Raw genomic sequence first — 24,381 nt, 5'->3', positions numbered from 1 at the left:
CGCCGCGAAAGCGTCCGGCCAGGCAACACATGCTTCACGGCTTAATCGATTAAGGCATAATCCGCATTTCAGTCCTCCCCACAACAACAAGGACGATTTCCGTGAGCGTATTCAGTAAGTCCATTCTCCTGGTCGACGACGATCAGGAAATCCGTGAATTGCTGGACACCTACCTCAGCCGTGCCGGTTTCCAGGTGCGCACCGTCGGCGATGGCGCCGGCTTTCGCCAGGCCCTCAACGATGCCCACAGCGATCTGGTGATCCTTGACGTCATGCTGCCCGACGAAGATGGTTTCAGTCTCTGCCGCTGGGTCCGCCAACACCCGCGCCAGGCCCAGGTGCCGATCATCATGCTCACCGCCAGCTCCGACGAGACCGACCGGGTCATCGGCCTGGAACTGGGTGCCGACGACTATCTGGGCAAACCCTTCAGCCCACGGGAACTGCAGGCGCGGATCAAGGCCCTGTTGCGCCGCGCGCAGTTCGGCCAGGAGCGCAATGGCAGCGAGGTGCTGGCCTTCGATGACTGGCGCCTGGACACGGTCAGCCACCGGCTGTTCCACACCGACGGCGAAGAAGTGATTCTCTCCGGTGCCGACTTCGCCCTGCTCAAACTGTTTCTCGATCACCCCCAGGAAATCCTCGACCGCGACACCATCGGCAATGCCACCCGTGGGCGTGACCTGATGCCTCTGGACCGGATCGTCGACATGGCGGTCAGCCGCCTGCGCCAACGCCTGCGCGACACCGACAAGCCGCCGCGACTGATCCGCACCGTGCGCGGCAGCGGCTATCAGTTGGCGGCCAACGTCACCGCGGCCAATGCCCTCTGAGCTGCGCCGGCGCCTGCCGGTTCCGCGCTCGCTGCTGGGGCGCATGTTGCTGCTGACCCTGTTGGCGGTGCTGATCGCCCAGACGCTGTCCAGCGTGATCTGGCTTTCGCAGTTGCGCGCGACGCAGCTCGAAGGCCTGGTCACCAGCGCCCGCAGCCTGGCCCATTCGATGACCGCCAGTGTCAGTTACCTGCGCTCGCTGCCGCTGGCCTATCGCCCGCTGGTGCTTGATCAATTGCGCAGCATGGGTGGTACGCGGTTTGTCGTGACCCTCAATGACAAGCCCCTGGATATGCGCCTGCTGCCGGCCACGCCGCGCAAGACCGCGGTGCTCGACGCCGTGCACGAGGTGCTGCGCCAGGCGCTGGGCAACGAGGTGGATATCTCGGTGCAATTCGTCAGCCCCGACGACCTGCGGATTTTCAACGGTGGCCTGAAGCTCGACGAGCTGCCGCGTTCCTGGGCCCACTACGCGCTGACCCTGGAACCGGTCAATCCGCCGGTGCTGGTGACGCAGATCCAGATGTCCCCCGGCGAATGGCTGTATATCGCCTCCCTGCTGCCCGAGCCCTACACCAGCCTGGAAGAGGAAGGCCTGCCGTCCCAGCAGGTGTGGTTTATCGTCCTGACCAGTGGCTTTCTGCTGTTATTTATCGGCCTGCTGGTGCACTGGCAGAGCCGTCCCCTCAAACGCCTGGCGCGGGCCGCGCGGGACATGTCCCTCGGCGATGCGCAGGTACGGCCGGTGGCGGAAGGCGGTGGCAGCGAAGTGGTGGAGGTGGGCCGGGCGTTCAACGCCATGCGTGAGCGTATCAGCCGTTACCTGACCGAACGCAGCCAGTTGTTCAGCGCCATCTCCCATGATCTACGCACTCCTATCACCCGCCTGCGCCTGCGGGTCGAGCTGCTGGAGGACGAGAAGTTGCAGTACAAGTTCGGTCGCGACCTCGACGAGCTGGAAATGCTGGTCAAGGGCGCGTTGCAATGCGTGAAGGACACCGATATCCACGAGAACATCGAGCCGGTGGACCTCAACCACGCCCTCGATTGCCTGATCGAACCCTACCTGCCACCCAACGGCAACGGTCGGGTCTCGCTGGACGGTCGCGCCCACGGGGCCTTTCCCGGCAAACCGCTGGCGCTACGACGCTGCATGGGCAACCTGATCGACAACGCCCTCAAGTATGGTGACAAGGCCCACCTGCATATCGAAGACGACGACGAAGCCTTTGTGCTGCACGTCGATGACGAAGGGCCAGGGGTGCCCGAGCAGCGCCTGGAGCAGGTGTTCGAACCGCACTTTCGCTTGTCCGGCCAGCAACAGGGCTACGGCCTCGGGCTGGGCATTGCGCGCAATATCGCCCACAGCCATGGCGGCGAAGTGAGCTTGCAGAACCTGCGCGACGGCGGGTTGCGGGTTACTTTGTACTTGCCGCGAAATGCCGACTGATCGACAGGAACGCCTGTTCCGCACTGATATTCAGTGCCGGCTCGAGCGGGTCCGGCGGAAGGATATCGGCTGAGGCCCGCACCTCCCGCGGTCGCGCCATGGCCGCGCGGATGCGGTGCTCGCGCACGCGGCTGTTGCTCTGGCTGAAGTAGCGCTGCAAGGCTTCCATCGCCTGTTCATAGGGTTCGTTGCACAACGCCAGTTGCCGTTCACGCTCACGCAGCGCCAGGCGCTTGGCCTGCTCCTCGCCGTGGCGACGCACACTGAAACTGCGGCTCAGGCAGTAGCCATGAATCCGCGTGCTGGCCCGCCAGTAGCCGGTGTTGTTGGTCTCGACCCGGATCACCCCGGGATGTCCGCTGGTGTTATGAGGCATCAGGCGCTGACGCTCTGCATAGCTTTGCGAAGGCTGCATTTTCAGCACCAGGGCGTTGCGGTAGGACTCGGCCATGCACCGGGCCGGTTCCTCGCCACCACACTCGGCGAAGCTGAAAACACCGCCCAATTGGGCGCCGCCACGCATGACCTCGACCCTCCAGGCACACAGACCTTGTCCGTTGTAGACCGGGAAAATGCAGCATTGGCGGGGGTTGCGCAGGTGGGGGGCAACCATGGATCACACCTCCTTGGGGGCGCTTGACCGGCGCACCTGAAATGAAGAAGTGCAGCAGATTCGCCGAAGTAAAGGAGTGCTTCAATGTGGGAAAAGACGTTAGGGATCGCTCCTACATTGGAAAGGGAAACGACTTATTCAGCAATTTTCCTACCTCGCAGAGTCTGGGGCCGAAGGGACCTTCTCTGTTTTTTTGTCACTGTCTGGTGACATTTGCGCGGGGCTTCGTGACCTGGCAGCGAAGAATGGCTGGCTAGAATCGCCGGATAATCGTTTGGCTCCTAACAACAAGAAAGGTACTCCGATGGACACCCTTGAACTGCCGTTCAGCAGTTGGCTCAATGCCCCGGCTCATCGTGCCTGGTTGTTGGCCGAAGGCCGGCGGCTGCTGGCGTTTGCCAAGGCTTCGCGCCTGGCCGAAGGCTTCGGCAATCTCGACGAGCACGGGCAACTGGCGGACGATGCCATGGCCGAAACCATGAACACCGCGCGCATGACCCACAGTTTCGCCATGGCCCATCTCCAGGGGATTCCCGGTTGCCTGGGCTTGGTCGATCACGGTGTCGCCGCCCTCTGGGGGCCGTTGCGCGATGCCAGCCACGGTGGTTGGTATGCGGTCCCCGATCACCGCGACGGCAACAGCGGCAAGGCTGCCTACCTGCACGCCTTTGTGGCCCTGGCCGCGAGTTCCGCGGTGGTTGCTGGCAGTGCCGATGCCCCGCGCCTGCTGGCCGAAGCGATCCGGGTGCTCGAGACGCATTTCTGGAACGAGGAGGAGGGCACCCTGCGCGAATCCTTCACCCGCGATTGGCAACAGGAAGAAGCCTATCGCGGTGCCAACAGCAATATGCACGGCACCGAGGCCTTTCTCGCCCTGGCGGATGTCACCGGTGACAGTCGCTGGCTGGATCGCGCGCTACGCATCGTCGAGCGGGTGATCCACCAGCACGCCGTGGCCAACGATTTCATGGTGATCGAACACTTCGACCGCCAGTGGCAACCCCTGCGCGAGTACAACCACGACAACCCGGCGGACGGCTTTCGCCCCTACGGCACCACGCCCGGTCATGGCTTCGAATGGGCGCGGCTGGTCCTGCACCTGGAGGCCGCGCGCCGCCAGGCCGGCTTGTTCACCCCCGATTGGTTGTTGAACGACGCCCGCGGTTTGTTTGACAGCGCCTGCCGCCATGGCTGGCACGCTGATGGCGCGGCGGGCATCGTCTACACGCTGGACTGGGCCAACCGCCCGGTGGTCCGTCAGCGCCTGCACTGGACCCATGCCGAAGCCAGTGCCACGGCCGCCGCCTTGCTCCGGCGCACCGGCGAGGCGCAGTACGAAACCTGGTATCGACGCTTCTGGGATTTTATCGATGTGCACTTCATCGACCTGGAACTGGGCAGCTGGCATCACGAACTGGATGAGCACAATCGGCCCGATGCCAAGATCTGGGGCGGCAAACCCGACCTCTATCATGCCTTTCAAGCGGTGCTGCTTCCGGGGCTGCCACTCGCCCCGAGCCTCGCGAGCGCTCTGGCCCGGCAATCTTCGGCTGATAACGGCAACGAAAATCATGTAACCATGCAGTGACATTTGCACGTCCCTTCGTTACCTGCGAGAGGCCTTGCCTTGACTAGAATCCCATGCAGCGCAAGCACCAGACTTGCATGCATAACAACAAGAAAGGTACTACAGATGAATTCGATTTCCCGCCTCGCCGCCGTCGTTTCTCTCGCCTCGTTGTTTCCCCTAAGCGCTCTTGCCGCCGACTCGAAAGGGTCCGTGGAAGTTGTCCATTGGTGGACTTCCGGTGGTGAAAAAGCCGCGGTCGATGTCCTCAAGGCTCAAGTTGAAAAAGACGGTTTCACCTGGAAAGACGGCGCTGTAGCCGGCGGCGGCGGTGCCACCGCCATGACCGTGCTGAAAAGCCGCGCCGTGGCCGGCAACCCTCCGGGGGCCGCGCAGATCAAGGGGCCGGATATCCAGGAATGGGCCTCTACCGGGCTGCTCGACACTGACGTCCTGAAGTCCGTTGCCAAAGATGAGAAATGGGACAGCCTGCTCGACAAGAAAGTCTCCGATACCGTGAAGTACGAAGGTAACTACGTGGCCGTGCCGGTGAACATTCACCGCGTCAACTGGCTGTGGATCAACCCTGCCGTCTTCAAGAAAGCCGGTATCGAAAAAGCACCGACCACCCTCGAAGAATTCTACGCTGCTGGTGACAAGCTCAAGGCGGCGGGTTTCATCCCACTCGCCCACGGTGGCCAGCCTTGGCAGGACAGCACCGTGTTTGAAGCGGTGGTGTTGTCGGTCATGGGCGTCGATGGCTACAAGAAAGCCCTGGTCGACCTGGACAATGCTGAGCTGACCGGTCCTGGAATGGTCAAGGCGCTGACCGAACTGAAGAAAGTCGCGACCTACATGGACCAGGACGGCAAAGGCCAGGACTGGAACCTGGAAGCGGCCAAGGTCATCAACGGCAAGGCCGGCATGCAGATCATGGGTGACTGGGCCAAGAGCGAGTGGACAGCAGCCAAGAAAGTCGCTGGCAAGGACTACGAATGCGTAGCCTTCCCGGGCACCGAAAAAGCCTTCACCTACAACATCGACTCCCTGGCGATGTTCAAGCAGAAAGACAAGGGTACTGCGGCGGGTCAGCAGGACATCGCCAAGGTCGCTCTGGGTGAAAACTTCCAGAAAGTCTTCAGCATCAACAAAGGCTCGATCCCGGTTCGCAACGACATGCTCCACGAAATGGACAAGCTCGGTTTCGACGAGTGCGCCCAGAAGTCGGCCAAGGACTTCCTGGATGATGCCAAGACCGGCGGCCTGCAACCGAGCATGGCGCACAACATGGCGACCACGCTGGCCGTACAGGGTGCGTTCTTTGATGTCGTGACCAACTACATCAACGACCCGAAAGCCGATCCAGCCGATGCCGCCAAGAAACTCGGCGCGGCGGTCAAGTCCGCCAAGTAGTTTCAGCACCGCAGGCTCCCTTGCAGGAGCCGGCTTGCTGGCGATTTCGATCTGACAGTCAACATCGTCGTTGGATGAGCAATCGCCATCGCCAGCAAGCCGGCTCCTGCAGAGGACCTGCATGTAGTCCCTTTTCCCTGTAGTGGATTTTCCCATGAGTTCTGTTGCTGTGTTCAGCAAAGCCTCGCCGTTCGATGCATTGCAGCGCTGGCTACCCAAACTGGTGCTGGCGCCCAGCATGTTCATCGTCCTGGTGGGCTTCTATGGCTACATCCTGTGGACGTTCGTACTGTCGTTCACCAACTCGACTTTCCTGCCGTCCTACAAATGGGTCGGCCTGGCGCAATATGCGCGGTTGTTCGACAACGACCGCTGGTGGGTGGCGAGCAAGAACCTGGCGCTGTTCGGCGGTTTGTTCATCGGTGTCACTCTGGTGATCGGCGTGCTGCTGGCGGTGTTCCTCGACCAGCGCATCCGGCGCGAAGGTTTTATCCGCACCATTTACCTGTACCCGATGGCGCTCTCGATGATCGTCACCGGTACCGCCTGGAAATGGCTGCTCAACCCGGGCATGGGCCTGGACAAACTGTTGCGTGACTGGGGCTGGGAAGGATTCCGCCTGGACTGGCTGATCGACCCCGATCGCGTGGTTTATTGCCTGGTGATCGCAGCGGTCTGGCAAGCCTCGGGGTTCATCATGGCGATGTTCCTGGCCGGCCTGCGCGGTGTCGATCAATCGATCATCCGTGCCGCCCAGATCGATGGCGCGAGCCTGCCGAGGATCTACTGGAAAGTGGTGCTGCCCAGCCTGCGTCCGGTGTTCTTCAGTGCGGTGATGATCCTGGCGCACATCGCGATCAAGAGCTTCGACCTGGTGGCGGCGATGACCGCCGGTGGCCCGGGCTACTCGTCCGACCTGCCTGCCATGTTCATGTATTCCTTCACCTTCAGTCGCGGCCAGATGGGCATGGGCTCGGCCAGTGCGATTCTGATGCTCGGTGCGATTCTCGCGATCATCGTGCCTTACCTGTACTCCGAGCTGAGGACCAAGCGTAATGACTAGTCTCGCCCACAAACCGGCGATCAGCCTGAGCCGCATCGCCATCTACGCGGTGCTGATCCTCGCCGTGCTGCTCTATCTGGTACCGCTGGTGGTCATGCTGTTGACCAGCTTCAAATCACCGGAAGACATCAGCACCGGCAACCTGTTGAGCTGGCCGACGGTGATTACCGATATCGGCTGGGTCAAGGCCTGGGCCACGGTCAACGGCTACTTCTGGAACTCGATCAAGATCACCGTTCCGGCGGTGCTGATCTCCACCGCCATCGGTGCGTTGAACGGCTATGTGCTGTCGATGTGGCGCTTCCGCGGTTCGCAGTTGTTCTTCGGCCTGTTGCTGTTCGGCTGCTTCCTGCCGTTCCAGACCGTGCTGCTGCCGGCCTCGTTCACCCTCGGCAAGATGGGCCTGGCCAGTACCACCACGGGCCTGGTGTTCGTGCACATCGTTTACGGCCTGGCGTTCACCACGCTGTTCTTCCGTAACTACTACGTGAGCATTCCCGATGCGCTGGTGAAGGCGGCACGCCTGGATGGTGCGGGTTTCTTCACCATCTTCCGGATGATCATCCTGCCGATGTCGACCCCGATCATCATGGTCTGCCTGATCTGGCAGTTCACCCAGATCTGGAACGACTTCCTCTTCGGCGTGGTGTTCTCCAGCGGTGATTCGCAGCCCATCACGGTGGCGCTGAACAACCTGGTCAACACCAGTACCGGGGTCAAGGAATACAACGTTGATATGGCAGCGGCGATGATCGCCGGGCTGCCGACCCTGCTGGTCTATGTGGTCGCAGGCAAGTATTTCGTGCGCGGGCTGACGGCCGGCGCAGTCAAGGGGTAATCATGGCAACGCTCGAACTTCGCAATGTAAACAAGACCTACGGCGCCGGTTTGCCGGACACCCTGAAGAACATCGAACTGTCGATCTCGGACGGTGAGTTCCTGATCCTGGTCGGGCCTTCGGGCTGTGGCAAGTCGACGCTGATGAACTGCATCGCGGGCCTGGAGAACATCACCGGCGGCGCGATCATGATCGATGACCAGGACGTCAGCGGCATGAGCCCGAAGGACCGTGACATCGCCATGGTGTTCCAGTCCTATGCGCTGTACCCGACCATGAGCGTGCGCGAGAACATCGAGTTCGGTCTGAAAATCCGCAAGATGGCCCAGTCGGCCATCGACGAGGAGGTCGCCCGGGTCGCCAAGCTGCTGCAGATCGAACACTTGCTCAACCGCAAGCCCGGCCAGTTGTCCGGTGGTCAGCAACAGCGTGTAGCCATGGGCCGCGCCCTGGCGCGGCGGCCGAAGATCTACCTGTTCGACGAACCGCTGTCCAACCTCGACGCCAAGCTGCGGGTCGAGATGCGCACCGAAATGAAACTGATGCACCAGCGCCTGAAAACCACCACGGTCTACGTGACCCACGACCAGATCGAAGCCATGACCCTGGGCGACAAGGTGGCGGTGATGAAGGACGGCATCATCCAGCAGTTCGGCACGCCGAAGCAGATCTACAACGACCCGGCGAACCTGTTTGTCGCCAGCTTCATCGGTTCGCCGCCGATGAACTTCATTCCCCTGCGCCTGCAACGCAAGGACGGTCGCCTGCTGGCCTTGCTCGACAGCGGCCAGGCCCGTTGCGAGTTGCCGCTGGGGGTGACCGATGCCGGTCTTGAAGACCGCGAAATCATCCTTGGCATGCGTCCGGAGCAGATCAGCCTGATGCAGGGCGAGCCCAATGGCTTGCCGAGCATTCGTGCCGAAGTGCAGGTCACCGAACCGACCGGCCCGGACACCCTGGTGTTCGTCAACCTCAACGGGACCAAGGTCTGCTGCCGACTGGCACCGGACGTGGCGCCGCAGGTGGGTGAAACCCTGACCCTGCAATTCGATCCGGCCAAGGTGTTGTTGTTCGACGCCCAGACCGGTGAACGCCTGGGCGTGGTGGCCAAGCCGCAAGTCCAGGTGCATAGCGACAATGTGGCGCAATTCAAGGGCCGCTGACTGTGAAGAAGGGGCTTGCTCCCGAGGGTCGCGAAGCGGCCCTCAAACCTGAGGCCGGGATGTATCAGGAAAAGCGTCTGCCAAAGAGATTTGACGCATTACAGACGATGTAAACCACGTTCGATAAAAACCGTTAATAACAATAAGACGAGGATGTAGGGATGAAAAAGAAAAACACCAATGCCCGCCTGTTCTGCCAATTGTCGGCGGCGGCAACACTGGTCCTGGCTGCTAACGCCATGGCGGACGATGCGTTCAGCAGCAATTCCAAATGGATGACCGGTGACTGGGGCGGAGAGCGCACCAAGTTGATCGAAGAAGGTATCGACATCAAGATGGATTATGTCGGTGAGGTCGGTAGCAACCTGCATGGCGGCTACAACAACGACCATACCTCGCGTTACGCCGACCAGTTTGGTCTGGGCGTAGCGTTGGATCTGCAAAAGCTGTGGGGCTGGGATAACACCCAGGCCAAGATCCAGCTCACCAACCGTAACGGTGAGAACATCTCCAATGATCGCATCGGCGACCCACGCGCCGGCACCTTGAGCTCCTCCCAGGAAGTCGACGGTCGCGGCCATATGGTTCGTCTGACCCAGTTCTGGATCCAGCACCAGATGTTCGACAACAAGCTGGATGTGAAACTCGGTTACTTCGGTGAAGGCGAAGACTTCAACACCTTCCCGTGCGACTTCCAGAACCTGTCGTTCTGTGGCTCCCAGGTGGGTAACTATGTCAACACCTGGTACAACTGGCCCGTCGCCCAGGCTGCTATTCGCGTGAAGTACAACATCACGCCTGAGCTGTATGCGCAAATCGGTGCGTACAACCAGAACCCGTCGCAGTTGGAACACGGTAACGGCTTCAAGCTCAGCGGCAGCGGCACCAAGGGCACCGTCCTGCCGGTCGAACTGGTCTGGTCGCCGAAGGTCAACGACCTGCCGGGCGAATACCGTGTCGGTTACTACAAAAGCGCGGCTCCGGCTAATGACGTGCTCCGGGACAACAATGGTGGGGACGCCGCAACGAGCGGCCTGCCTTATCGTATCCACAACAGCAAGCACGGTTACTGGTTCGTGGCGCAGCAGCAACTCACCAGCCACAACGGCGACGCTTCACGCGGTCTGAATATCGCGGCGAACGCGACCTTCCACGACAAGGCCACCAACCTCGTCGACAACTACCAGTCGGTGATGTTCGTGTACAAAGGGCCGTTCGATGCGCGTCCGAAGGATGACGTCGGGATCGGTTTTGCCCGTATCCATGTCAACCAGGACGTGAGGGAAAACGCCGAGTTGGAAAACGCCGCCAATAACGTCAGCGACTATAACAACCCGCTGTACTCGCCACTGCGCGACACCGAGTTCAACACCGAAATCAACTACGGCTTCCACGTCACCAACTGGTTGACCGTACGTCCCAACCTGCAATACGTCACCCACCCGGGTGGTGTGAATCAAGTCGACAACGCTGTGGTTGCCGGCCTGAAAATTCAGTCGGTCTTCTAAGGCTTCGACTGATAAGCTCTCTCTCTATGTGCGCATCTTGCGGATGGTCCACCAGACCGTCCGCTTTTTTTTGCCGCACACTGTAGGAGCGAGCTTGCTCGCGATGAATGCAAGGGTACCGCGTGTCTCCAGTTGCCCCGCGTTATCGTTGACGTTCATCGCGAGCAAGCTCGCTCCTACAGGTGGATAGATGCAAATGGTTTGGTGATTTCAGGATTCGCGGCACATGCATGAGCAACCGCTACAACGCTTTTTCAAATCCCGGCGCGAGCAACCGGTGTTCCAGTGGGAGCGCTTTCAACAGCGTGAAGTGCTGGTGATCGACCATCCCTTGTGCCAGGCGGTGTTCAGTCGCCAGGGCGCGCAACTGTTGCACTTCCAGCCCCAGGGGCAGAAGCCCTGGTTGTGGTGCGCGGCCAAATGGCCACAGGTCGGGGCGATTCGCGGCGGGGTGCCGGTGTGCTGGCCCTGGTATGGGCGGCATCCGAGCGAAAACGCCTGGCCGTCCCACGGTTGGGCAAGGCTGATCGACTGGAAACTGCTGGAAAGCAGCAGCGACGAGGAGGGCGTCAGCCTGCACTGGCGTTTGCAGCTCTGCGACTGGCAGGTCGACCTGCATGCGCGCCTGGGAGAAAGCATGGACCTGCGCTTGAGCACCGAGCATCAGGACAGTGAACCGTGCCAGTTGAGCCATGCGCTGCACGCCTATTGGCGTATTGGTGATGTTGGTGAGATAGCGCTGTCCGGGCTCGACGGCGCCGAGGGGTATGACCAGTTGAATCGTCAGGCCTGCCGGCAGGAAGGCGAGTTGCGGGTCGATGGCGGTTGCCAGCGGGTGTTCCAGCATGACGGTGAACTGCACCTCAAGGATCATGCCTGGCAGCGGGAGTTGTGCATCGACACCGGCGACAGCGCCGACACCGTGGTCTGGCATCCGGGGCACCGGCCGTTGCTGGGGGTGAGTTGGAATGAAGTGATGGGGTTTGTCTGTGTCGAGGCCGCCAGTGGCGGCACCGACAGCCTGTGCCTGGCGCCCGGGGAGCGGGCGCATCTGAGCCTGCAGGCGCGTGCTTCGGTTTAGGCGGCGTGGCGGATGACGTCTTCGCGGGCAAGCTCCGCTCCCACAGTTTGACCGCGAATCACCTGTGGGAGCGGAGCTTGCCCGCGAAGGCGATATCAGCGTTTCACCTTGCTCAGGGCCTCAGTTGAACTCGTCACCCACCGGATAACGGCTGGCGTTGAGGCTTTCCTTGATCTTGCGCAGGTGCGGCTGGAAATCCACGCCACGGCGCAGGGTCATGCCGGTGGCCAGCACATCCAGCACCGTCAACTGGATGATCCGCGAGGTCATCGGCATGTAGATGTCGGTGTCTTCCGGCAGCGGAATATTCAGGCTCAGGGTACTGGCCTTGGCCAGCGGCGAACCCGCCGCCGTCAAGCCCAGCACCGACGCGCCGTTCTCCCGGGCAATACGCGCCACTTCCACCAGTTCCCGGGTACGCCCGGTATAGGAAATGATCACGAACAGCTCACCGGTGTGGGCCACTGAAGCGATCATCCGCTGCATCAGCACATCGGCATGGGCGGTGACCGCCAGGTTGAAGCGGAAGAACTTGTGCTGGGCATCCAGGGCCACCGGTGCCGAAGCGCCCAGGCCGAAGAAGTGGATCTGCCGGGCCTGGATCAACAGGTCGACGGCGCGGCTGATCAGGTTCGGGTCCAGGGCCTGGCAGGCGCTGTCCAGGGACGCGATGGCGCTGCCGAAGATCTTTTGCGTGTAGGCCTCGGGATTATCGTCGGCCTCCACCGCACGGCTCACATAGGCCGCGCCGCTGGCCAGGCTCTGGGCCAGTTGCAGCTTGAGTTCGGGGTAACCGCTGACACCGAACGAACGGCAGAAACGGTTGACCGTCGGCTCGCTGACCGAAGCCGCCTGGGCGAGGGCGGCGATGCTGAAACGGGTCGCCTGCTGCGGGTTGAGCAGGATGACTTCGGCGACTTTGCGCTCGGCCTTGTTCAGGTCTTCGAGGCGGCTCTGGATCTGCTCCAGTAAATTTCGCACGCGGTCCATTTGGTGATTCCTTGATTCGAGGCAACTTGGGTTCTGCAAGGCCCGGAACAATGCCCTTGGGCAGCTCCCGGCGGTGGCCTATCCTACTGATGGCGTGTGATGACCACCACTCGGAATCATCATATTGATAAAATGTTGTGGTTATTACTACATTTTTCCTTGAGTGATGCCTCGAAAAAAGGTATTTATCGTTTAACTTGATAAAAGAACAAACATCATGCCTTCGATAACGGTTGAACCGTGCACCTTTGCCTTGTTTGGCGCCCTGGGCGACCTGGCGCTTCGCAAGCTGTTTCCTGCCTTGTATCACCTCGATGGCGCAGGCTTGCTCCATGAAGACACGCGCATCCTGGCCTTGGCCCGCGAGCCCGGCAGCAATGCCGAGCACCTGGCGACCATCCAGGAAGAACTGCGGGTCTTTGTCGAGGACCGGGAAATCGACGAAGTGGTGCTTGAGCGCTTCCTCGCCCGCCTCAGCTACCTGCACGTGGACTTCCTCAAGCCCGACGACTATGTCGCCCTGGCCGAGCAAGCCGGCACCAGCCAGTGCCTGATCGCCTATTTCGCCACGCCGGCCTCGGTCTATGGTGCGATCTGCGAGAACCTGGCCAAGGTCGGCCTGGCTGAAAACACCCGGGTGGTGCTGGAAAAACCCATAGGTTCGGACCTCGAGTCGTCGCGCAAGGTCAACGACGCCGTGGCGCGCTTCTTCCCGGAAAACCGCACTTATCGCATCGACCACTACCTGGGCAAGGAGACGGTGCAGAACCTGATCGCCCTGCGTTTCGCCAACAGTCTGTTCGAAACCCAGTGGAACCAGAACTACATCTCCCACGTGGAAATCACCGTGGCCGAGAAGGTCGGTATCGAAGGCCGCTGGGGTTACTTCGACAAGGCCGGCCAGCTGCGGGACATGATCCAGAACCACCTGCTGCAACTGCTCTGCCTGATTGCCATGGACCCGCCGGCCGACCTCTCGGCCGACAGCATCCGTGACGAGAAGGTCAAGGTGCTCAAGGCCCTGGCGCCGATCAGCCCGGAAGGCCTGACCACCCAGGTGGTGCGCGGCCAGTACATTGCCGGGCACAGCGAAGGGCATTCGGTGCCGGGTTACCTGGAGGAAGAAAACTCCAACACCCAGAGCGACACCGAGACCTTCGTCGCCCTGCGCGCCGATATCCGCAACTGGCGCTGGGCCGGCGTGCCGTTCTACCTGCGCACCGGCAAGCGCATGCCGCAGAAGCTGTCGCAGATCGTCATCCACTTCAAGGAGCCGTCGCACTACATCTTCGCCCCCGAGCAGCGCTTGCAGATCAGCAACAAACTGATCATCCGCCTGCAACCGGACGAAGGTATTTCCCTGCGGGTGATGACCAAGGAGCAGGGCCTGGACAAGGGCATGCAACTGCGCAGCGGGCCGTTGCAACTGAATTTCTCCGACACCTATCGCAGTGCGCGGATTCCGGACGCCTACGAGCGTCTGTTGCTGGAAGTGATGCACGGCAACCAGAACCTGTTTGTCCGTAAAGATGAAATCGAAGCCGCGTGGAAGTGGTGTGACCAGTTGATCGCCGGTTGGAAGAAGTCCGGCGATGCACCCAAGCCGTACGCGGCGGGGTCCTGGGGGCCGATGAGCTCCATTGCACTGATCACGCGGGATGGGAGGTCGTGGTATGGCGATATCTGAATTGAAACTGCCCCAAGGCGTGCAGGCGCACGAATTCAGCAGCCCGGCGCTGTTGGCCGAGGGCCAGGCGCAAGCCGTGGCCGAGCAACTGCGGGCGGCGATTGCCGCACGCGGCGCGGCGACCCTGGTGGTGTCCGGCGGGCGCAGCCCGGTGGCGTTTTTCCAGAGCCTGGTGAAACAGGACCTGGACTGGTCCCGTGTGGTGCTCAGCCTCGCCGACGAACGCTGGGTACCGGTGGAGCACGCCGACAGCAACGCCGGCCTGCTCAAGCGCTATCTGCTCCAGGGCCCTGCGGCCAAGGCGCGGTTTATCGGCTTGTACAGCGCCGCGGCAAATCTGGAGGCGGCGGCCGAACAGGCCGATCAATTGCTTGCAGAGCTGCCGGCTATCGACGTGCTGGTCCTGGGCATGGGCGATGACGGTCACACCGCCTCGCTGTTCCCTGGCAGCCCGAACCTGGCGGCGGCCCTGCAAGTGGATGGCAGCCGACGGGTCTGGCCGATGCTGGCGCCGACCGTGCCGCACCAGCGCCTGACCATGAGCCGGGCCTTGCTGGCTTCGGCGACCTTCACCGTGCTGGCGATTTCCGGCCAGTCGAAACTGGCCACCCTGAATGCCGCATTGGCCGGCGATGACCTCGCGGCCATGCCGATTCGCGCTTTCTTGCAACCTACCCTGAATATTTACTGGTGCCCATGAGTCAAGGATCCGCTGCTATGACAAAAAATGTCCCGACCGTCTCCATGGCAGACAAGGTCGCCCTGATCGATGAGCTCTGCACCCGTGCACGGATTCTTCCGGTGATCACCATTGCCCGTGAGCAGGATGTCCTGCCGTTGGCCGATGCCCTGGCCGCCGGTGGCCTGACCGCGCTGGAAGTGACCCTGCGCTCGCAGTTCGGTCTCAAGGCCATCCAGATCCTGCGTGAAGAGCGTCCGGAACTGGTGACCGGTGCCGGCACCGTGCTCGATCGGCAGATGCTGGCGGCGGCGGAGGCGGCGGGTTCGCAATTTATCGTCACCCCGGGCATTACCCGTGACCTGCTGGAAGCCAGCGTCGACAGCCCGATTCCGTTGTTGCCCGGCATCAGCAATGCCTCGGGGATCATGGAGGGCTACGGCCTGGGTTATCGTCGCTTCAAGCTGTTCCCGGCGGAAGTCAGCGGCGGCGTGGCGGCGATCAAGGCCCTGGGCGGTCCGTTCGGCGAAGTGAAGTTCTGCCCGACCGGCGGCGTCGGCCCGGCCAATATCAAGAGCTACATGGCGTTGAAAAACGTGATGTGCGTGGGCGGTAGCTGGATGCTCGATCCCGAGTGGATCAAGAACGGCGACTGGGCGCGGATCCAGGAGTGCACCGCCGAGGCGCTGGCCCTGCTGGACTGATTCATCGTTACTGAGTTTCGTTGTGTGTTCTACGGCTTTACGGTGCGCTTGGTCGGCGCACCGTTTTTTTTTGCCCGATGAAAAGTTTTCCGGTCCGAAGGTTGGGTGTTTGTGCCGGCCCCTTCGCGGGCCATTCAACCGCTTAGTTCGCCCAAGGCCCGCGCCAACAGCTTCAGGTCCTCGGCCGAGTTGGCCAGGCCCGGCGTGACCCGGATGCAATTGCCATGTGCCGTGCCTTCACGGACCACGGTAAACAGGTTGTACTCCGCCAGGAGTCGCTCGACCATCCGCTGCTGGTCCGGCTCATGCCGAAAGCGCAGCGAGGTGATACCGCAATACAGCCGCGGATCATCCGGTGTCAGCACCTCGATACCGGGCATCCCGCGTGCCGCGCCCACCCAGATATCCCGCAGGTAATTGAGTCGTGCGCCCTTGGCCGCCGAGCCACCCAGTGCCCGATGTTCCTCGAAGACCAGGGGCAAGGTCATCCAGGCTGGGATATTCGGCGTGCCATAGGGGGCGCGGGAGCGGATATCGGTGGGCGCATAGCGCTCCTCGCCCATGTCCGGGTCGATATCCGCCAGGCGCTTGGGATCGATATAAAGAAAGCCCAGGCTCAGCGGCGCCCCCATCCATTTCTGCAAGTTGAAACCGGCAAACAGGATACCCAGCGCTTCGAGGTTGAAATCGATCTGGCCCAGGGCATGGGCGCCGTCGAGGATCACATCCACTCCATGTTTGCGGGCGGCGGCAGCGATGGCCTGGACCGGCATCACCAGTCCACTGCGATGGGTGACGTAGGTCAGGGCCATCAGCTTCAGTCGGGGATAACGCTCGAACGTTTCCTGATAGGTGTTCACCAGACTGGCGAAGCTCACCGGGAAGGGATGGCTGATCTCGATCAGCTCGACGCCGCGGTTGCGCGCCAGCCAGCGCATGGCACCCAGTACGCTGGGGTATTCCTGGTCGCTGACCAGTAACTGATCACCGGGCCGCAGGGCGTTGTAGTTGCGGATCAGCGCGTGCAGGCCATCGCTGGCGCAGCGGGTCAGGGCCACGGCCTCGTGATGGCTGCCCAGCAGGTCGGCCAACTGCGCGCGAATCTCCAGGCTTTCGATGGTTTCGAAGCGCTGGCGCACATACACCGAGTTGCTGCGGTTGATGAACTCGATATGGCCTTTGTAGGCCTCCACGACACTACGGGTCATGCGGCCGAAGTAGCCGTTTTCCAGGTTGATCGGACCGGGCTCTACATCGTAGCGCTCGGCCACGTTTTGCCAGAAGTGTTCATCGCGGGCGTGTTCTTCATTCCTTGGCATGGCGCGGCTTCTCTCGACAACGGGGCTCAATGGCGGGGTTTGGGTTTGCCGTGCTTGGCGCGTAGCGGGTCGAGCAGGTCGGACAAGCCGTTGTGGTCGATCTCCTGCATCAAGGCGAGCAGGCCGCCGAGTTCACCGTGGGGGAAACCCTCGCGGGCGAACCAGTTCAGGTAGGGGCCGGGCAGGTCGGCGATGATCCGTCCCTTGTATTTGCCGAACGGCATTTCGCGGGTAACCAGCAGTTCGAGTTTCTCGGGATTCATGGGGCAACCTTGTCTTGCGCTGTTCAAGCGCCTTGAAAAATACAGGCATTCTGCATGCAGGCCAATTGACAGTTCATGCAAATAACCGCCATACAGATCTTTGGCTTATTTTCAAGTATATGAAATATAAGTAAAAAATAATCGATCAAGGCTTGGCATGGTGACTGCAACCGTTCCTGTAACTTTCACCACCAGAAGGAATTGAGCCATGACCAACATCAATAAAGAAGCCGTATCGATTCTTAACCATCTGATTGAAGTCAGCAAAGATGGTCAGAAAGGTTTTCAGACGTGTGCGGAGGATATCAAGCATCCCGAGCTGAAGGCGTTGTTCGTGCAACGGTCCAACGAGTGTGCGAACTCGGCGATGCAGCTGCAAGCCGAGGTGCGCAAACTGGGCGGCGATCCGGAGACTTCCACCAGTGTTGCCGGTGACCTGCACCGTCGTTGGGTGGACGTGAAGGCGCTGTTCACCGGCAAGGGTGAAGAAGCGGTGCTCAACGAAGCCGAGCGCGGTGAAGACCACGCCAAGAAAGCCTACAGCGAAGCGCTGGTGAAACTGGCCAAGCACAATCTGGTGGGCCTTACCGACCTGGTGAACCGTCAGTATCAGGGTGTGCTGCGCAATCACGATCAGGTGAAGGCGCTGCGTAATATCGCTCGCGCCAGCTAAGTTTCACGCTGCCATAAAAAAACGCCGGTTGATCCGGCGTTTTTTTATGCATCAGCCAATGGTGATCGGCGGCGGGCTGGTCAGGGTCACGGTCTGTTGCTTGCGTGGCGCGAGGATCTCGGCTTCACCGTCGACCACCAGCTCATCGCGCTGGTTGAACACCCGGGTGGCGATGCGCACGCGGAATTTCGGCAGCTTCTCGAGGATCTCCAGGCGCACGGTCAGGGTGTCGCCGATCTTCACCGGCTTCTGGAAGCTCATCTGCTGGCCCAGGTAGATGGTGCCCGGCCCGGGCAGCTCGCAGGCCACGGCGGCGCTGATCAGCGCACCGCTGAACATGCCGTGGGCAATACGCTCCTTGAACATGCTCGCCGCGGCGAACTCGGCGTCCAGGTGCACCGGGTTGTGATCGCCGGACATGGCGGCGAACAACTGGATATCGCGCTCTTCAACGGTCTTGCTGTAGCTGGCGGTCTGGCCGACTTCAAGGGCTTCGTAAGGCGTGTTGGTAACCTGGGTCATCGCAAGGTGGTCCTGTAAGGGTGTTATCTGAAATCAACGGATTGATTTCAAAGTTGATGATTGAGCCGGCGATCATTCCGAGCGCGACGGTCGACGATGGGCCAGGGCCTGCTCCAGCCACTGGATCAGGTCGCGGGTGACTTCCTCGCGGTTGGTCTCGTTGAACACTTCATGCCGTGCCTGTGGGTAGACGTTCAATTGCAGGTTCTGGCTACCGGCGGCGCGCAAAGCGTCGGCCAGATCCTTGAGACGCTTGCCCTCGCTGACCGGATCACATTCGCCGCCGATCACCAGCAGCGGCAGGCCCGGGTCGATCTGCGCGAGGTTTTTCGCCTTGCTGATCTGCTGCAGGCCGCCGAGCAGATCAATCCATAATTGGTTGGTGCAACGGAAGCCGCATAGCGGGTCGTTGACGTATTTGTCCACTTCATCCGGGTCACGGCTCAGCCAGTCGAAAGCCGTGCGATTGGGCTTGAAGGCCTTGTTGAACGAGCCGAACGACAGCCAGTCGATCAGCGCGCTGCGCCCGGTGGGGCCCTGGCGCCAGCGTTCGAAGCGGGCAATCGCGCTGGCTGCGCGGTACAGCGCCACCGGCTGGAAGTTCGAGCCGCTGAGGATCGCGCCCTGCAGGCTGGCGCTGTGGTGCAGCAGGTAGGCCTGGGCGATGTAGCTGCCCATGCTGTGACCGAGCAGGATGATCGGCACCCCCGGGTGCTGTTCGCCGATGCGCTGGTTGAGGCTGGCCAGGTCACTGACCACCGCGCACCAACCGTCCTGGTCGGCGTAGTGGCCGAGGATACCGTGTTCGGCGGTCTTGCCGTGGCCGCGTTGATCGAAGGCGTACACGCCATGGCCGACGTCGCACAGGGCATCGGCCAGGCGTTCATAGCGGCCGCTGTGCTCGGCCATGCCGTGGGACAGCAGGATTACGGCCTTCGGTGGGCCGTCCGGCAACCAGCGATTGACGTACAGGCGGCTGTGGTCACTGACGGTCAACCAGAAGGTGTCATGGATCATGGCGGTTCCTTTGCGCGGGGACGAGGCGGACATCGGCCGGGGCGTGTTGTCGCTCCATTGTATAGCGCATCCTCGCACAGGAAGCAGACCCTCCTGCGCATTGGCAGCAAGATTCATGATGTTAATGACTGTGTCCGGCATATTTGCCTGATGCCTGTTAACTGCTAACGTCCGCTAAGCACCGCTTTTTTCGCCTTGGGCGCAGGCGGCCCCGCAGAGGCTCAGGTAAGAGGACAAAAACAATGCAACCTGATTTCTGGAATGACAAACGCCCCACCGGCGTACCCCTGGACATCGACCTGGGCGCCTACAAGTCGGTGATCGAGGTGTTCGAGCGCTCCTGCAAGAAGTTCGCCGACCGTCCGGCCTTCAGCAACATGGGCGTGACCCTGACCTACGCCGAGCTCGAGCGCTACAGCGCGGCCTTCGCCGGTTACCTGCAAAGCCACACCGAGCTGAAACCGGGCGATCGCATCGCGGTGCAGTTGCCCAACGTCCTGCATTACCCGATTGCCGTGTTCGGCGCGTTGCGCGCCGGGCTGGTGGTGGTCAACACCAATCCGCTGTACACCGTTCGCGAGATGCGCCATCAGTTCAAGGACTCCGGCGCCCGCGCGCTGGTGTACCTGAACCTGTTCGGCCAGCGGGTCCAGGAAGTGCTGCCCGATACCCAGATCGAGTACCTGATCGAAGCGAAGATGGGCGACCTGATGCCCGCCGCCAAGGGTTGGCTGACCAACCTGGTGGTGGACAAGGTGAAGAAGCTGGTCCCGGCCTATGACCTGCCCCAGGCGGCCTCGTTCAAGAGCGCCTTGCGCCTGGGCCGGGGCCACGCCATCCGACCCTTGAGCGTCGGCCTGGAAGATATCGCGGTGCTGCAATACACCGGCGGCACCACGGGCCTGGCCAAGGGCGCGATGCTGACCCACGGCAACCTGGTGGCGAACATGCAGCAGGCCCGGGGTTGCCTGTCCCAGCCTGGCCCCGATGGCCAGCCGCTGCTCAAGGAAGGCCAGGAGGTGATGATCGCGCCGCTGCCGCTGTACCACATCTATGCCTTCACGGCGAACTGCATGTGCATGATGGTTACCGGCAACCACAACGTGCTGATCAGCAATCCACGGGACATCGGCGCCTTTATCAAGGAGTTGAAGAACTGGCGCTTTTCCGCGTTGCTGGGGCTCAACACCCTGTTCGTGGCGTTGATGGAGCATCCGGAGTTCAAGACCCTGGATTTCTCCAGCCTGAAACTCACCAACTCCGGCGGCACCGCGCTGGTCAAGGCAACCGCCGAGCGCTGGCACAAACTCACCGGTTGCCGCATCACCGAAGGCTACGGGCTGACCGAGACGTCGCCGATCGCCTGCACCAACCCCTATGGCGACAAGGGCAAGCTGGGCACGGTGGGTTTGCCGGTGCCCGGTACGGCCTTGAAGGTCATTGACGACAACGGGGTCGAGCAGCCGTTGGGCGAGCGTGGCGAGTTGTGTATCAAGGGACCGCAGGTCATGAAGGGCTACTGGCAGCAGGTCGAGGCCACGGAACAGGTGCTGGATGCCGAGGGCTGGTTCAAGACCGGCGATATCGCGGTGATCGACCCGGACGGCTTCGTGCGTATCGTCGACCGCAAGAAGGACATGATCATCGTCTCGGGTTTCAACGTGTACCCCAATGAAATCGAAGACGTGGTGATGGCCCACCCGAAAGTCGCCAATTGCGCGGTGATCGGGGTGCCGGACGAGCGTTCCGGCGAGGCGGTGAAGTTGTTCGTGGTGGCGCGGGATTCGGGGGTCAGCCTCGAAGAACTGAAGGCCTACTGCAAGGAAAACTTTACCGGCTACAAGGTACCCAAGCACATCGTGCTGCGTGATTCGCTGCCGATGACGGCGGTGGGCAAGATCCTGCGGCGGGAGTTGCGGGATATCGCCTAGGCCGCGATAGATGTGGCGTTATTGAGGGCCTCTTCGCGGGCAAGCCCTGCTCCTACAGTTCGTCGTCGTTCACCGATTTTGTGTACGACACAATACTGTAGGAGCAGGGCTTGGTCCGGGCGGCGTTCCGACGAAGCTTTTTGGCCCTGAAATCCCCGATCCAGAGCGAGATTCCAACAAATAGAATTTTTACTCTAAAAATGACCATTGGTATTTCTTGAGTCATTTTTATGACCGTAAGGGCCTCGTTTGGCTCTAGGCGACCCTCGGCAAAGCTGCTACTCTCGGCGCGCTTTGTGACTTCTCGGCGTAGGTTAAAGCCGGATTCACCCAATAAAAAACACAGACAAATAATAATCGCATCAAATGCGGTGCTGAATTCGCGTTGCTGAGGAGTAGGCTTCCATGATCGAAGACTTTTGGAAGGATAAGTACCCGGCTGGGATTGCTGCCGATATCAATCCCGACGAGTACCCGAATGTTCAGACGGTATTGAAACAGTCTTGCCAACGATTCGCCAGCAAGCCGGCCTTCAGCAACCTCGGCAAGACACTCACCTATGGTGAGTTGTACGAACTGTCGGGTGCTTTTGCCGCTTACTTGCAACAACACACCGACCTGCAACCGGGCGATCGTATCGCCGTGCAGTTGCCCAACGTGCTGCAATATCCGGTCGCGGTCTTCGGTGCCATTCGCGCCGGGCTGATCGTGGTCAACACCAACCCGCTGTACACCGCGCGGGAAATGGAACACCAGTTCAACGACTCCGGCGCCAAGGCCCTGGTGTGCCTGGCGAACATGGCGCACCTGGCCGAAACCGTGGTGCCCAAGACCGGCGTCAAGCACGTTATCGTCACCGAAGTCGCCGACCTGTTGCCGCCGCTCAAGCGCCTGCTGATCAACAGTGTCATCAAGTACGTGAAGAAGATGGTTCCGGCTTATCACCTGCCCAAGGCCGTCAAGTTCAACGATGTGCTGAGCAAGGGCCGTGGCCAGCCGGTCAATGAAGCCAACCCGGCCAGCAGCGATGTCGCCGTGTTGCAATACACCGGTGGCACCACCGGCGTGGCCAAGGGCGCGATGCTGACCCACCGCAACCTGGTGGCGAACATGCTGCAGTGCAAGGCGCTGATGGGCTCGGACCTTAACGAAGGCTGTGAGATCGTCATCACCCCGCTGCCGCTGTACCACATCTATGCCTTTACCTTTCATTGCATGGCGATGATGCTGATCGGCAATCACAACATCCTGATCAGCAACCCGCGCGACCTGTCGGCGATGGTCAAGGAACTGTCGAAGTGGAAGTTCAGCGGCTTTGTCGGCCTGAACACCCTGTTCGTCGCACTGTGCAACAACGAGGGATTCCGCAAGCTGGATTTCTCCGCGCTCAAGGTCACCCTGTCCGGCGGCATGGCCCTGCAACTGGCCGCGGCCGAGCGCTGGAAAGCCGTGACCGGCTGCGCCATCTGCGAGGGTTACGGCATGACCGAAACCAGTCCGGTGGCAACGGTGAACCCGAGCCAGAGCATCCAGATCGGCACCATCGGCATTCCGGTGCCTTCGACCCTGTGCAAGGTGGTCAACGATGCCGGGGAAGAACAGGCCCTGGGCGAAATCGGCGAGCTGTGCATCAAGGGCCCGCAAGTGATGAAGGGCTACTGGCAGCGCCAGGACGCCACCGATGAGATCCTCGACAGCGAAGGCTGGTTGAAGACCGGCGATATCGCGATCATCCAGCCGGACGGCTACATGCGGATTGTCGATCGCAAGAAGGACATGATCCTGGTGTCGGGCTTCAACGTCTATCCGAACGAATTGGAAGACGTGCTGGCGACCTTGCCGGGTGTGTTGCAATGCGCGGCCATCGGCGTGCCGGATGAGAAATCCGGGGAAGTCATCAAGATCTTCATCGTCGCCAAGCCGGGGGTGACCCTGACCAAGGACCAGGTGATGGAGCATATGCGTGCCAATGTCACCGGCTACAAGGTGCCCAAGTTCGTCGAGTTCCGCGATGCGCTGCCGACCACCAACGTCGGCAAGATCCTGCGTCGCGAGCTGCGCGATAGCGAACTCAAGAAGCTGGGTCTGAAGAAAATCGCCTGACCCGCTGAAACGACAAAGCCCCGCCATGCGGGGCTTTGTCATTTATGGCATTCGCTATTCAAGACTGCTGGAATGGCGAGAAATCCACACCGGTACCAGCCGGGCGCACGTCCTTGAGGAACGAGTCCTTGTCGGCGCTCAGCTCCAGGCTCAAGGTTGGGCGGCGCTTGCCGGCGTTGCGCACCACCAGGCCTTCCATCTTCTCGCGCAGGAACGCGGTCGTCACCTTCAGGTGCAGCAACTGGTCGTTGCTCGGGGTGTGCAACAACAGGTGTACCCATTCGTACTGGCCGATCGCCAGGCGAGCCACCGGGATATCGAACCACCAGATGTTCTTGTTGCGGTTCAGTTCGGTGAAGTGACAGTTGTTGACGCCCAGCACCGCGCCGCCCAGTTCCTGGTTGCGGCGGGCGATGGCCTGCTTTTTATCGAGTTTCATGACTTTCCTACCGTTATCGATCTTCAGCGCCAGAGCCTGAATCTGGCGCGCATTCTCAGGGGTTGGCGGGCAAACATAAAGCCAAACCTGAATTCTTCGATGAAAAGCCGTGGGCAAACACCGACTGAAAATAAATGAAACTCCGCGCGCAGGCCCCGGGTCAACCTTATGTCGAGACATGACACCCGCATTTCTTATTGGAGAAATATCATGAGCAGCACCAGCGATAAAATCAAAGGCACGGCGAACGAAGCGGTGGGTAACGTCAAGCAAGCCGTCGGCAAGGCCACCGGCAACAACCAGATGCGCGCCGAAGGCAAGGCCCAGGAACTCAAGGGCGATGTCCAGAAAGCTGTAGGAAAAGCCAAGGACGCCATCAAGAAAGGCGTCGACCGGGCCTGACCCTTCGCGGGCACGGACCATGCGGCCATCCCAGGATGGCCGTTTTCGCGTGGCGGCTACACTGGTTAAGATCGAGAAATGTTTTGAGGGTCGCCAACCGCGTTGCTTTGGGTTAGAAAGAGC

General features: G+C 61.0%; 23 protein-coding genes. 16 read left to right on the top strand and 7 right to left on the bottom strand.

Annotated features, from left to right (window positions below):
* Positions 1-101 precede the first annotated feature (101 nt).
* Together HX830_RS22395 and HX830_RS22390 are read left to right on the top strand one after the other, a co-directional pair.
* On the top strand, positions 102-833 hold the full coding sequence (locus HX830_RS22395) for a response regulator (RefSeq protein WP_100944075.1): 732 nt from the start codon (positions 102-104) through the stop codon (positions 831-833).
* Positions 823-2,283, top strand: coding sequence for a HAMP domain-containing sensor histidine kinase (locus HX830_RS22390; protein ID WP_103498587.1), 1,461 nt, complete (start codon positions 823-825; stop codon positions 2,281-2,283). Before HX830_RS22395 ends, HX830_RS22390 begins: the two co-directional genes overlap by 11 nt.
* Here the strand turns inward: HX830_RS22390 and HX830_RS22385 are convergent.
* Positions 2,252-2,896 carry an AP2/ERF family transcription factor gene (locus tag HX830_RS22385; RefSeq protein ID WP_103498588.1) on the bottom strand — a complete coding sequence of 215 codons (645 nt, stop codon included), beginning with the start codon at positions 2,894-2,896 and terminating at the stop codon, positions 2,252-2,254. The genes HX830_RS22390 and HX830_RS22385 overlap by 32 nt on opposite strands.
* A 304-nt stretch (positions 2,897-3,200) precedes the next feature.
* Between HX830_RS22385 and HX830_RS22380 the strand changes: the two genes are divergently transcribed.
* The 7 genes from HX830_RS22380 to HX830_RS22350 all read left to right on the top strand — a co-directional run bounded on the left by HX830_RS22380 (position 3,201) and on the right by HX830_RS22350 (position 11,529).
* The gene (locus tag HX830_RS22380) at positions 3,201-4,484 is read left to right on the top strand and encodes a D-mannose isomerase (protein WP_177102703.1); all 1,284 of its coding nucleotides are present in this window, start codon (positions 3,201-3,203) and stop codon (positions 4,482-4,484) included.
* Positions 4,485-4,589: 105 nt separating this feature from the next.
* Entirely contained in the window at positions 4,590-5,876 is a 1,287-nt protein-coding gene (locus HX830_RS22375) for an ABC transporter substrate-binding protein (protein WP_177102701.1), read from the top strand.
* A 154-nt stretch (positions 5,877-6,030) separates the two neighbouring features.
* The gene (locus tag HX830_RS22370) at positions 6,031-6,939 is read left to right on the top strand and encodes a carbohydrate ABC transporter permease (protein WP_103498591.1); all 909 of its coding nucleotides are present in this window, start codon (positions 6,031-6,033) and stop codon (positions 6,937-6,939) included.
* Positions 6,932-7,777, top strand: a complete 846-nt coding sequence (locus HX830_RS22365; protein WP_103498592.1) for a carbohydrate ABC transporter permease — start codon at positions 6,932-6,934, stop codon at positions 7,775-7,777. The genes HX830_RS22370 and HX830_RS22365 overlap by 8 nt, the downstream gene beginning before the upstream one ends.
* Positions 7,778-7,779: 2 nt before the next feature.
* Positions 7,780-8,940 carry an ABC transporter ATP-binding protein gene (locus tag HX830_RS22360; protein WP_103498593.1) on the top strand — a complete coding sequence of 387 codons (1,161 nt, stop codon included), beginning with the start codon at positions 7,780-7,782 and terminating at the stop codon, positions 8,938-8,940.
* 161 nt (positions 8,941-9,101) lie between these two features.
* On the top strand, positions 9,102-10,448 hold the full coding sequence (locus HX830_RS22355) for a carbohydrate porin (protein WP_177102699.1): 1,347 nt from the start codon (positions 9,102-9,104) through the stop codon (positions 10,446-10,448).
* Between the two features lie 226 nt (positions 10,449-10,674).
* Positions 10,675-11,529, top strand: coding sequence for a D-hexose-6-phosphate mutarotase (locus HX830_RS22350; RefSeq protein ID WP_103497606.1), 855 nt, complete (start codon positions 10,675-10,677; stop codon positions 11,527-11,529).
* 120 nt (positions 11,530-11,649) lie between these two features.
* Here the strand turns inward: HX830_RS22350 and HX830_RS22345 are convergent, their stop codons facing one another.
* Positions 11,650-12,510, bottom strand: coding sequence for a MurR/RpiR family transcriptional regulator (locus tag HX830_RS22345; RefSeq protein WP_177096979.1), 861 nt, complete (start codon positions 12,508-12,510; stop codon positions 11,650-11,652).
* Positions 12,511-12,736: 226 nt separating this feature from the next.
* On the opposite strand from HX830_RS22345, the gene zwf reads away from it, so the two are divergent.
* Genes zwf through HX830_RS22330 form a run of 3 tightly spaced genes read left to right on the top strand, consistent with a single transcriptional unit; the run spans position 12,737 to position 15,589 of the window.
* The gene (gene zwf / locus HX830_RS22340) at positions 12,737-14,206 is read left to right on the top strand and encodes a glucose-6-phosphate dehydrogenase (protein WP_103497605.1); all 1,470 of its coding nucleotides are present in this window, start codon (positions 12,737-12,739) and stop codon (positions 14,204-14,206) included.
* The gene (gene pgl / locus HX830_RS22335; RefSeq protein ID WP_152741297.1) at positions 14,193-14,906 is read left to right on the top strand and encodes a 6-phosphogluconolactonase; all 714 of its coding nucleotides are present in this window, start codon (positions 14,193-14,195) and stop codon (positions 14,904-14,906) included. The genes zwf and pgl overlap by 14 nt, the downstream gene beginning before the upstream one ends.
* A 17-nt stretch (positions 14,907-14,923) precedes the next feature.
* Positions 14,924-15,589, top strand: coding sequence for a bifunctional 4-hydroxy-2-oxoglutarate aldolase/2-dehydro-3-deoxy-phosphogluconate aldolase (locus HX830_RS22330; protein WP_100944088.1), 666 nt, complete (start codon positions 14,924-14,926; stop codon positions 15,587-15,589).
* Positions 15,590-15,723: 134 nt separating this feature from the next.
* Here HX830_RS22330 and HX830_RS22325 read toward each other — a convergent pair whose 3' ends face one another.
* Positions 15,724-16,908: an aminotransferase class V-fold PLP-dependent enzyme gene (locus HX830_RS22325; protein ID WP_152741296.1), complete on the bottom strand. Its 1,185-nt coding sequence runs from the start codon at positions 16,906-16,908 to the stop codon at positions 15,724-15,726.
* A gap of 26 nt (positions 16,909-16,934) precedes the next feature.
* A complete protein-coding gene (locus HX830_RS22320) occupies positions 16,935-17,171 on the bottom strand; it encodes a DUF3820 family protein (RefSeq protein ID WP_027619874.1) in 237 nt (78 codons plus the stop codon).
* Positions 17,172-17,379: 208 nt separating this feature from the next.
* Here HX830_RS22320 and HX830_RS22315 point away from each other — a divergent pair, with 208 nt between their 5' ends.
* Positions 17,380-17,844 carry a PA2169 family four-helix-bundle protein gene (locus HX830_RS22315; protein WP_152741295.1) on the top strand — a complete coding sequence of 155 codons (465 nt, stop codon included), beginning with the start codon at positions 17,380-17,382 and terminating at the stop codon, positions 17,842-17,844.
* A gap of 51 nt (positions 17,845-17,895) precedes the next feature.
* Here HX830_RS22315 and HX830_RS22310 read toward each other — a convergent pair whose 3' ends face one another.
* Positions 17,896-18,366 carry a MaoC family dehydratase gene (locus HX830_RS22310; RefSeq protein ID WP_017126221.1) on the bottom strand — a complete coding sequence of 157 codons (471 nt, stop codon included), beginning with the start codon at positions 18,364-18,366 and terminating at the stop codon, positions 17,896-17,898.
* 72 nt (positions 18,367-18,438) lie between these two features.
* Positions 18,439-19,383: an alpha/beta hydrolase gene (locus HX830_RS22305; RefSeq protein WP_177102697.1), complete on the bottom strand. Its 945-nt coding sequence runs from the start codon at positions 19,381-19,383 to the stop codon at positions 18,439-18,441.
* A 242-nt stretch (positions 19,384-19,625) separates the two neighbouring features.
* Between HX830_RS22305 and fadD2 the strand changes: the two genes are divergently transcribed.
* Positions 19,626-21,314 carry a long-chain-fatty-acid--CoA ligase FadD2 gene (gene fadD2, locus HX830_RS22300; RefSeq protein ID WP_177102695.1) on the top strand — a complete coding sequence of 563 codons (1,689 nt, stop codon included), beginning with the start codon at positions 19,626-19,628 and terminating at the stop codon, positions 21,312-21,314.
* Positions 21,315-21,719: 405 nt separating this feature from the next.
* On the top strand, positions 21,720-23,417 hold the full coding sequence (gene fadD1 / locus HX830_RS22295; protein ID WP_152741292.1) for a long-chain-fatty-acid--CoA ligase FadD1: 1,698 nt from the start codon (positions 21,720-21,722) through the stop codon (positions 23,415-23,417).
* A 58-nt stretch (positions 23,418-23,475) separates the two neighbouring features.
* Here the strand turns inward: fadD1 and HX830_RS22290 are convergent, their stop codons facing one another.
* On the bottom strand, positions 23,476-23,856 hold the full coding sequence (locus HX830_RS22290) for a hypothetical protein (RefSeq protein WP_103497597.1): 381 nt from the start codon (positions 23,854-23,856) through the stop codon (positions 23,476-23,478).
* Between the two features lie 210 nt (positions 23,857-24,066).
* On the opposite strand from HX830_RS22290, the gene HX830_RS22285 reads away from it, so the two are divergent.
* Positions 24,067-24,258 carry a CsbD family protein gene (locus HX830_RS22285; RefSeq protein ID WP_103497596.1) on the top strand — a complete coding sequence of 64 codons (192 nt, stop codon included), beginning with the start codon at positions 24,067-24,069 and terminating at the stop codon, positions 24,256-24,258.
* Positions 24,259-24,381 lie beyond the last annotated feature (123 nt).

Origin of the sequence: Pseudomonas gingeri (genome assembly GCF_013385425.1) — a bacterium.
GTDB lineage: Bacteria > Pseudomonadota > Gammaproteobacteria > Pseudomonadales > Pseudomonadaceae > Aquipseudomonas > Aquipseudomonas gingeri_D.
The sequence above is the reverse complement of the archived record's forward strand: the minus strand, read 5'-3'. Positions and strand labels throughout refer to the sequence as shown.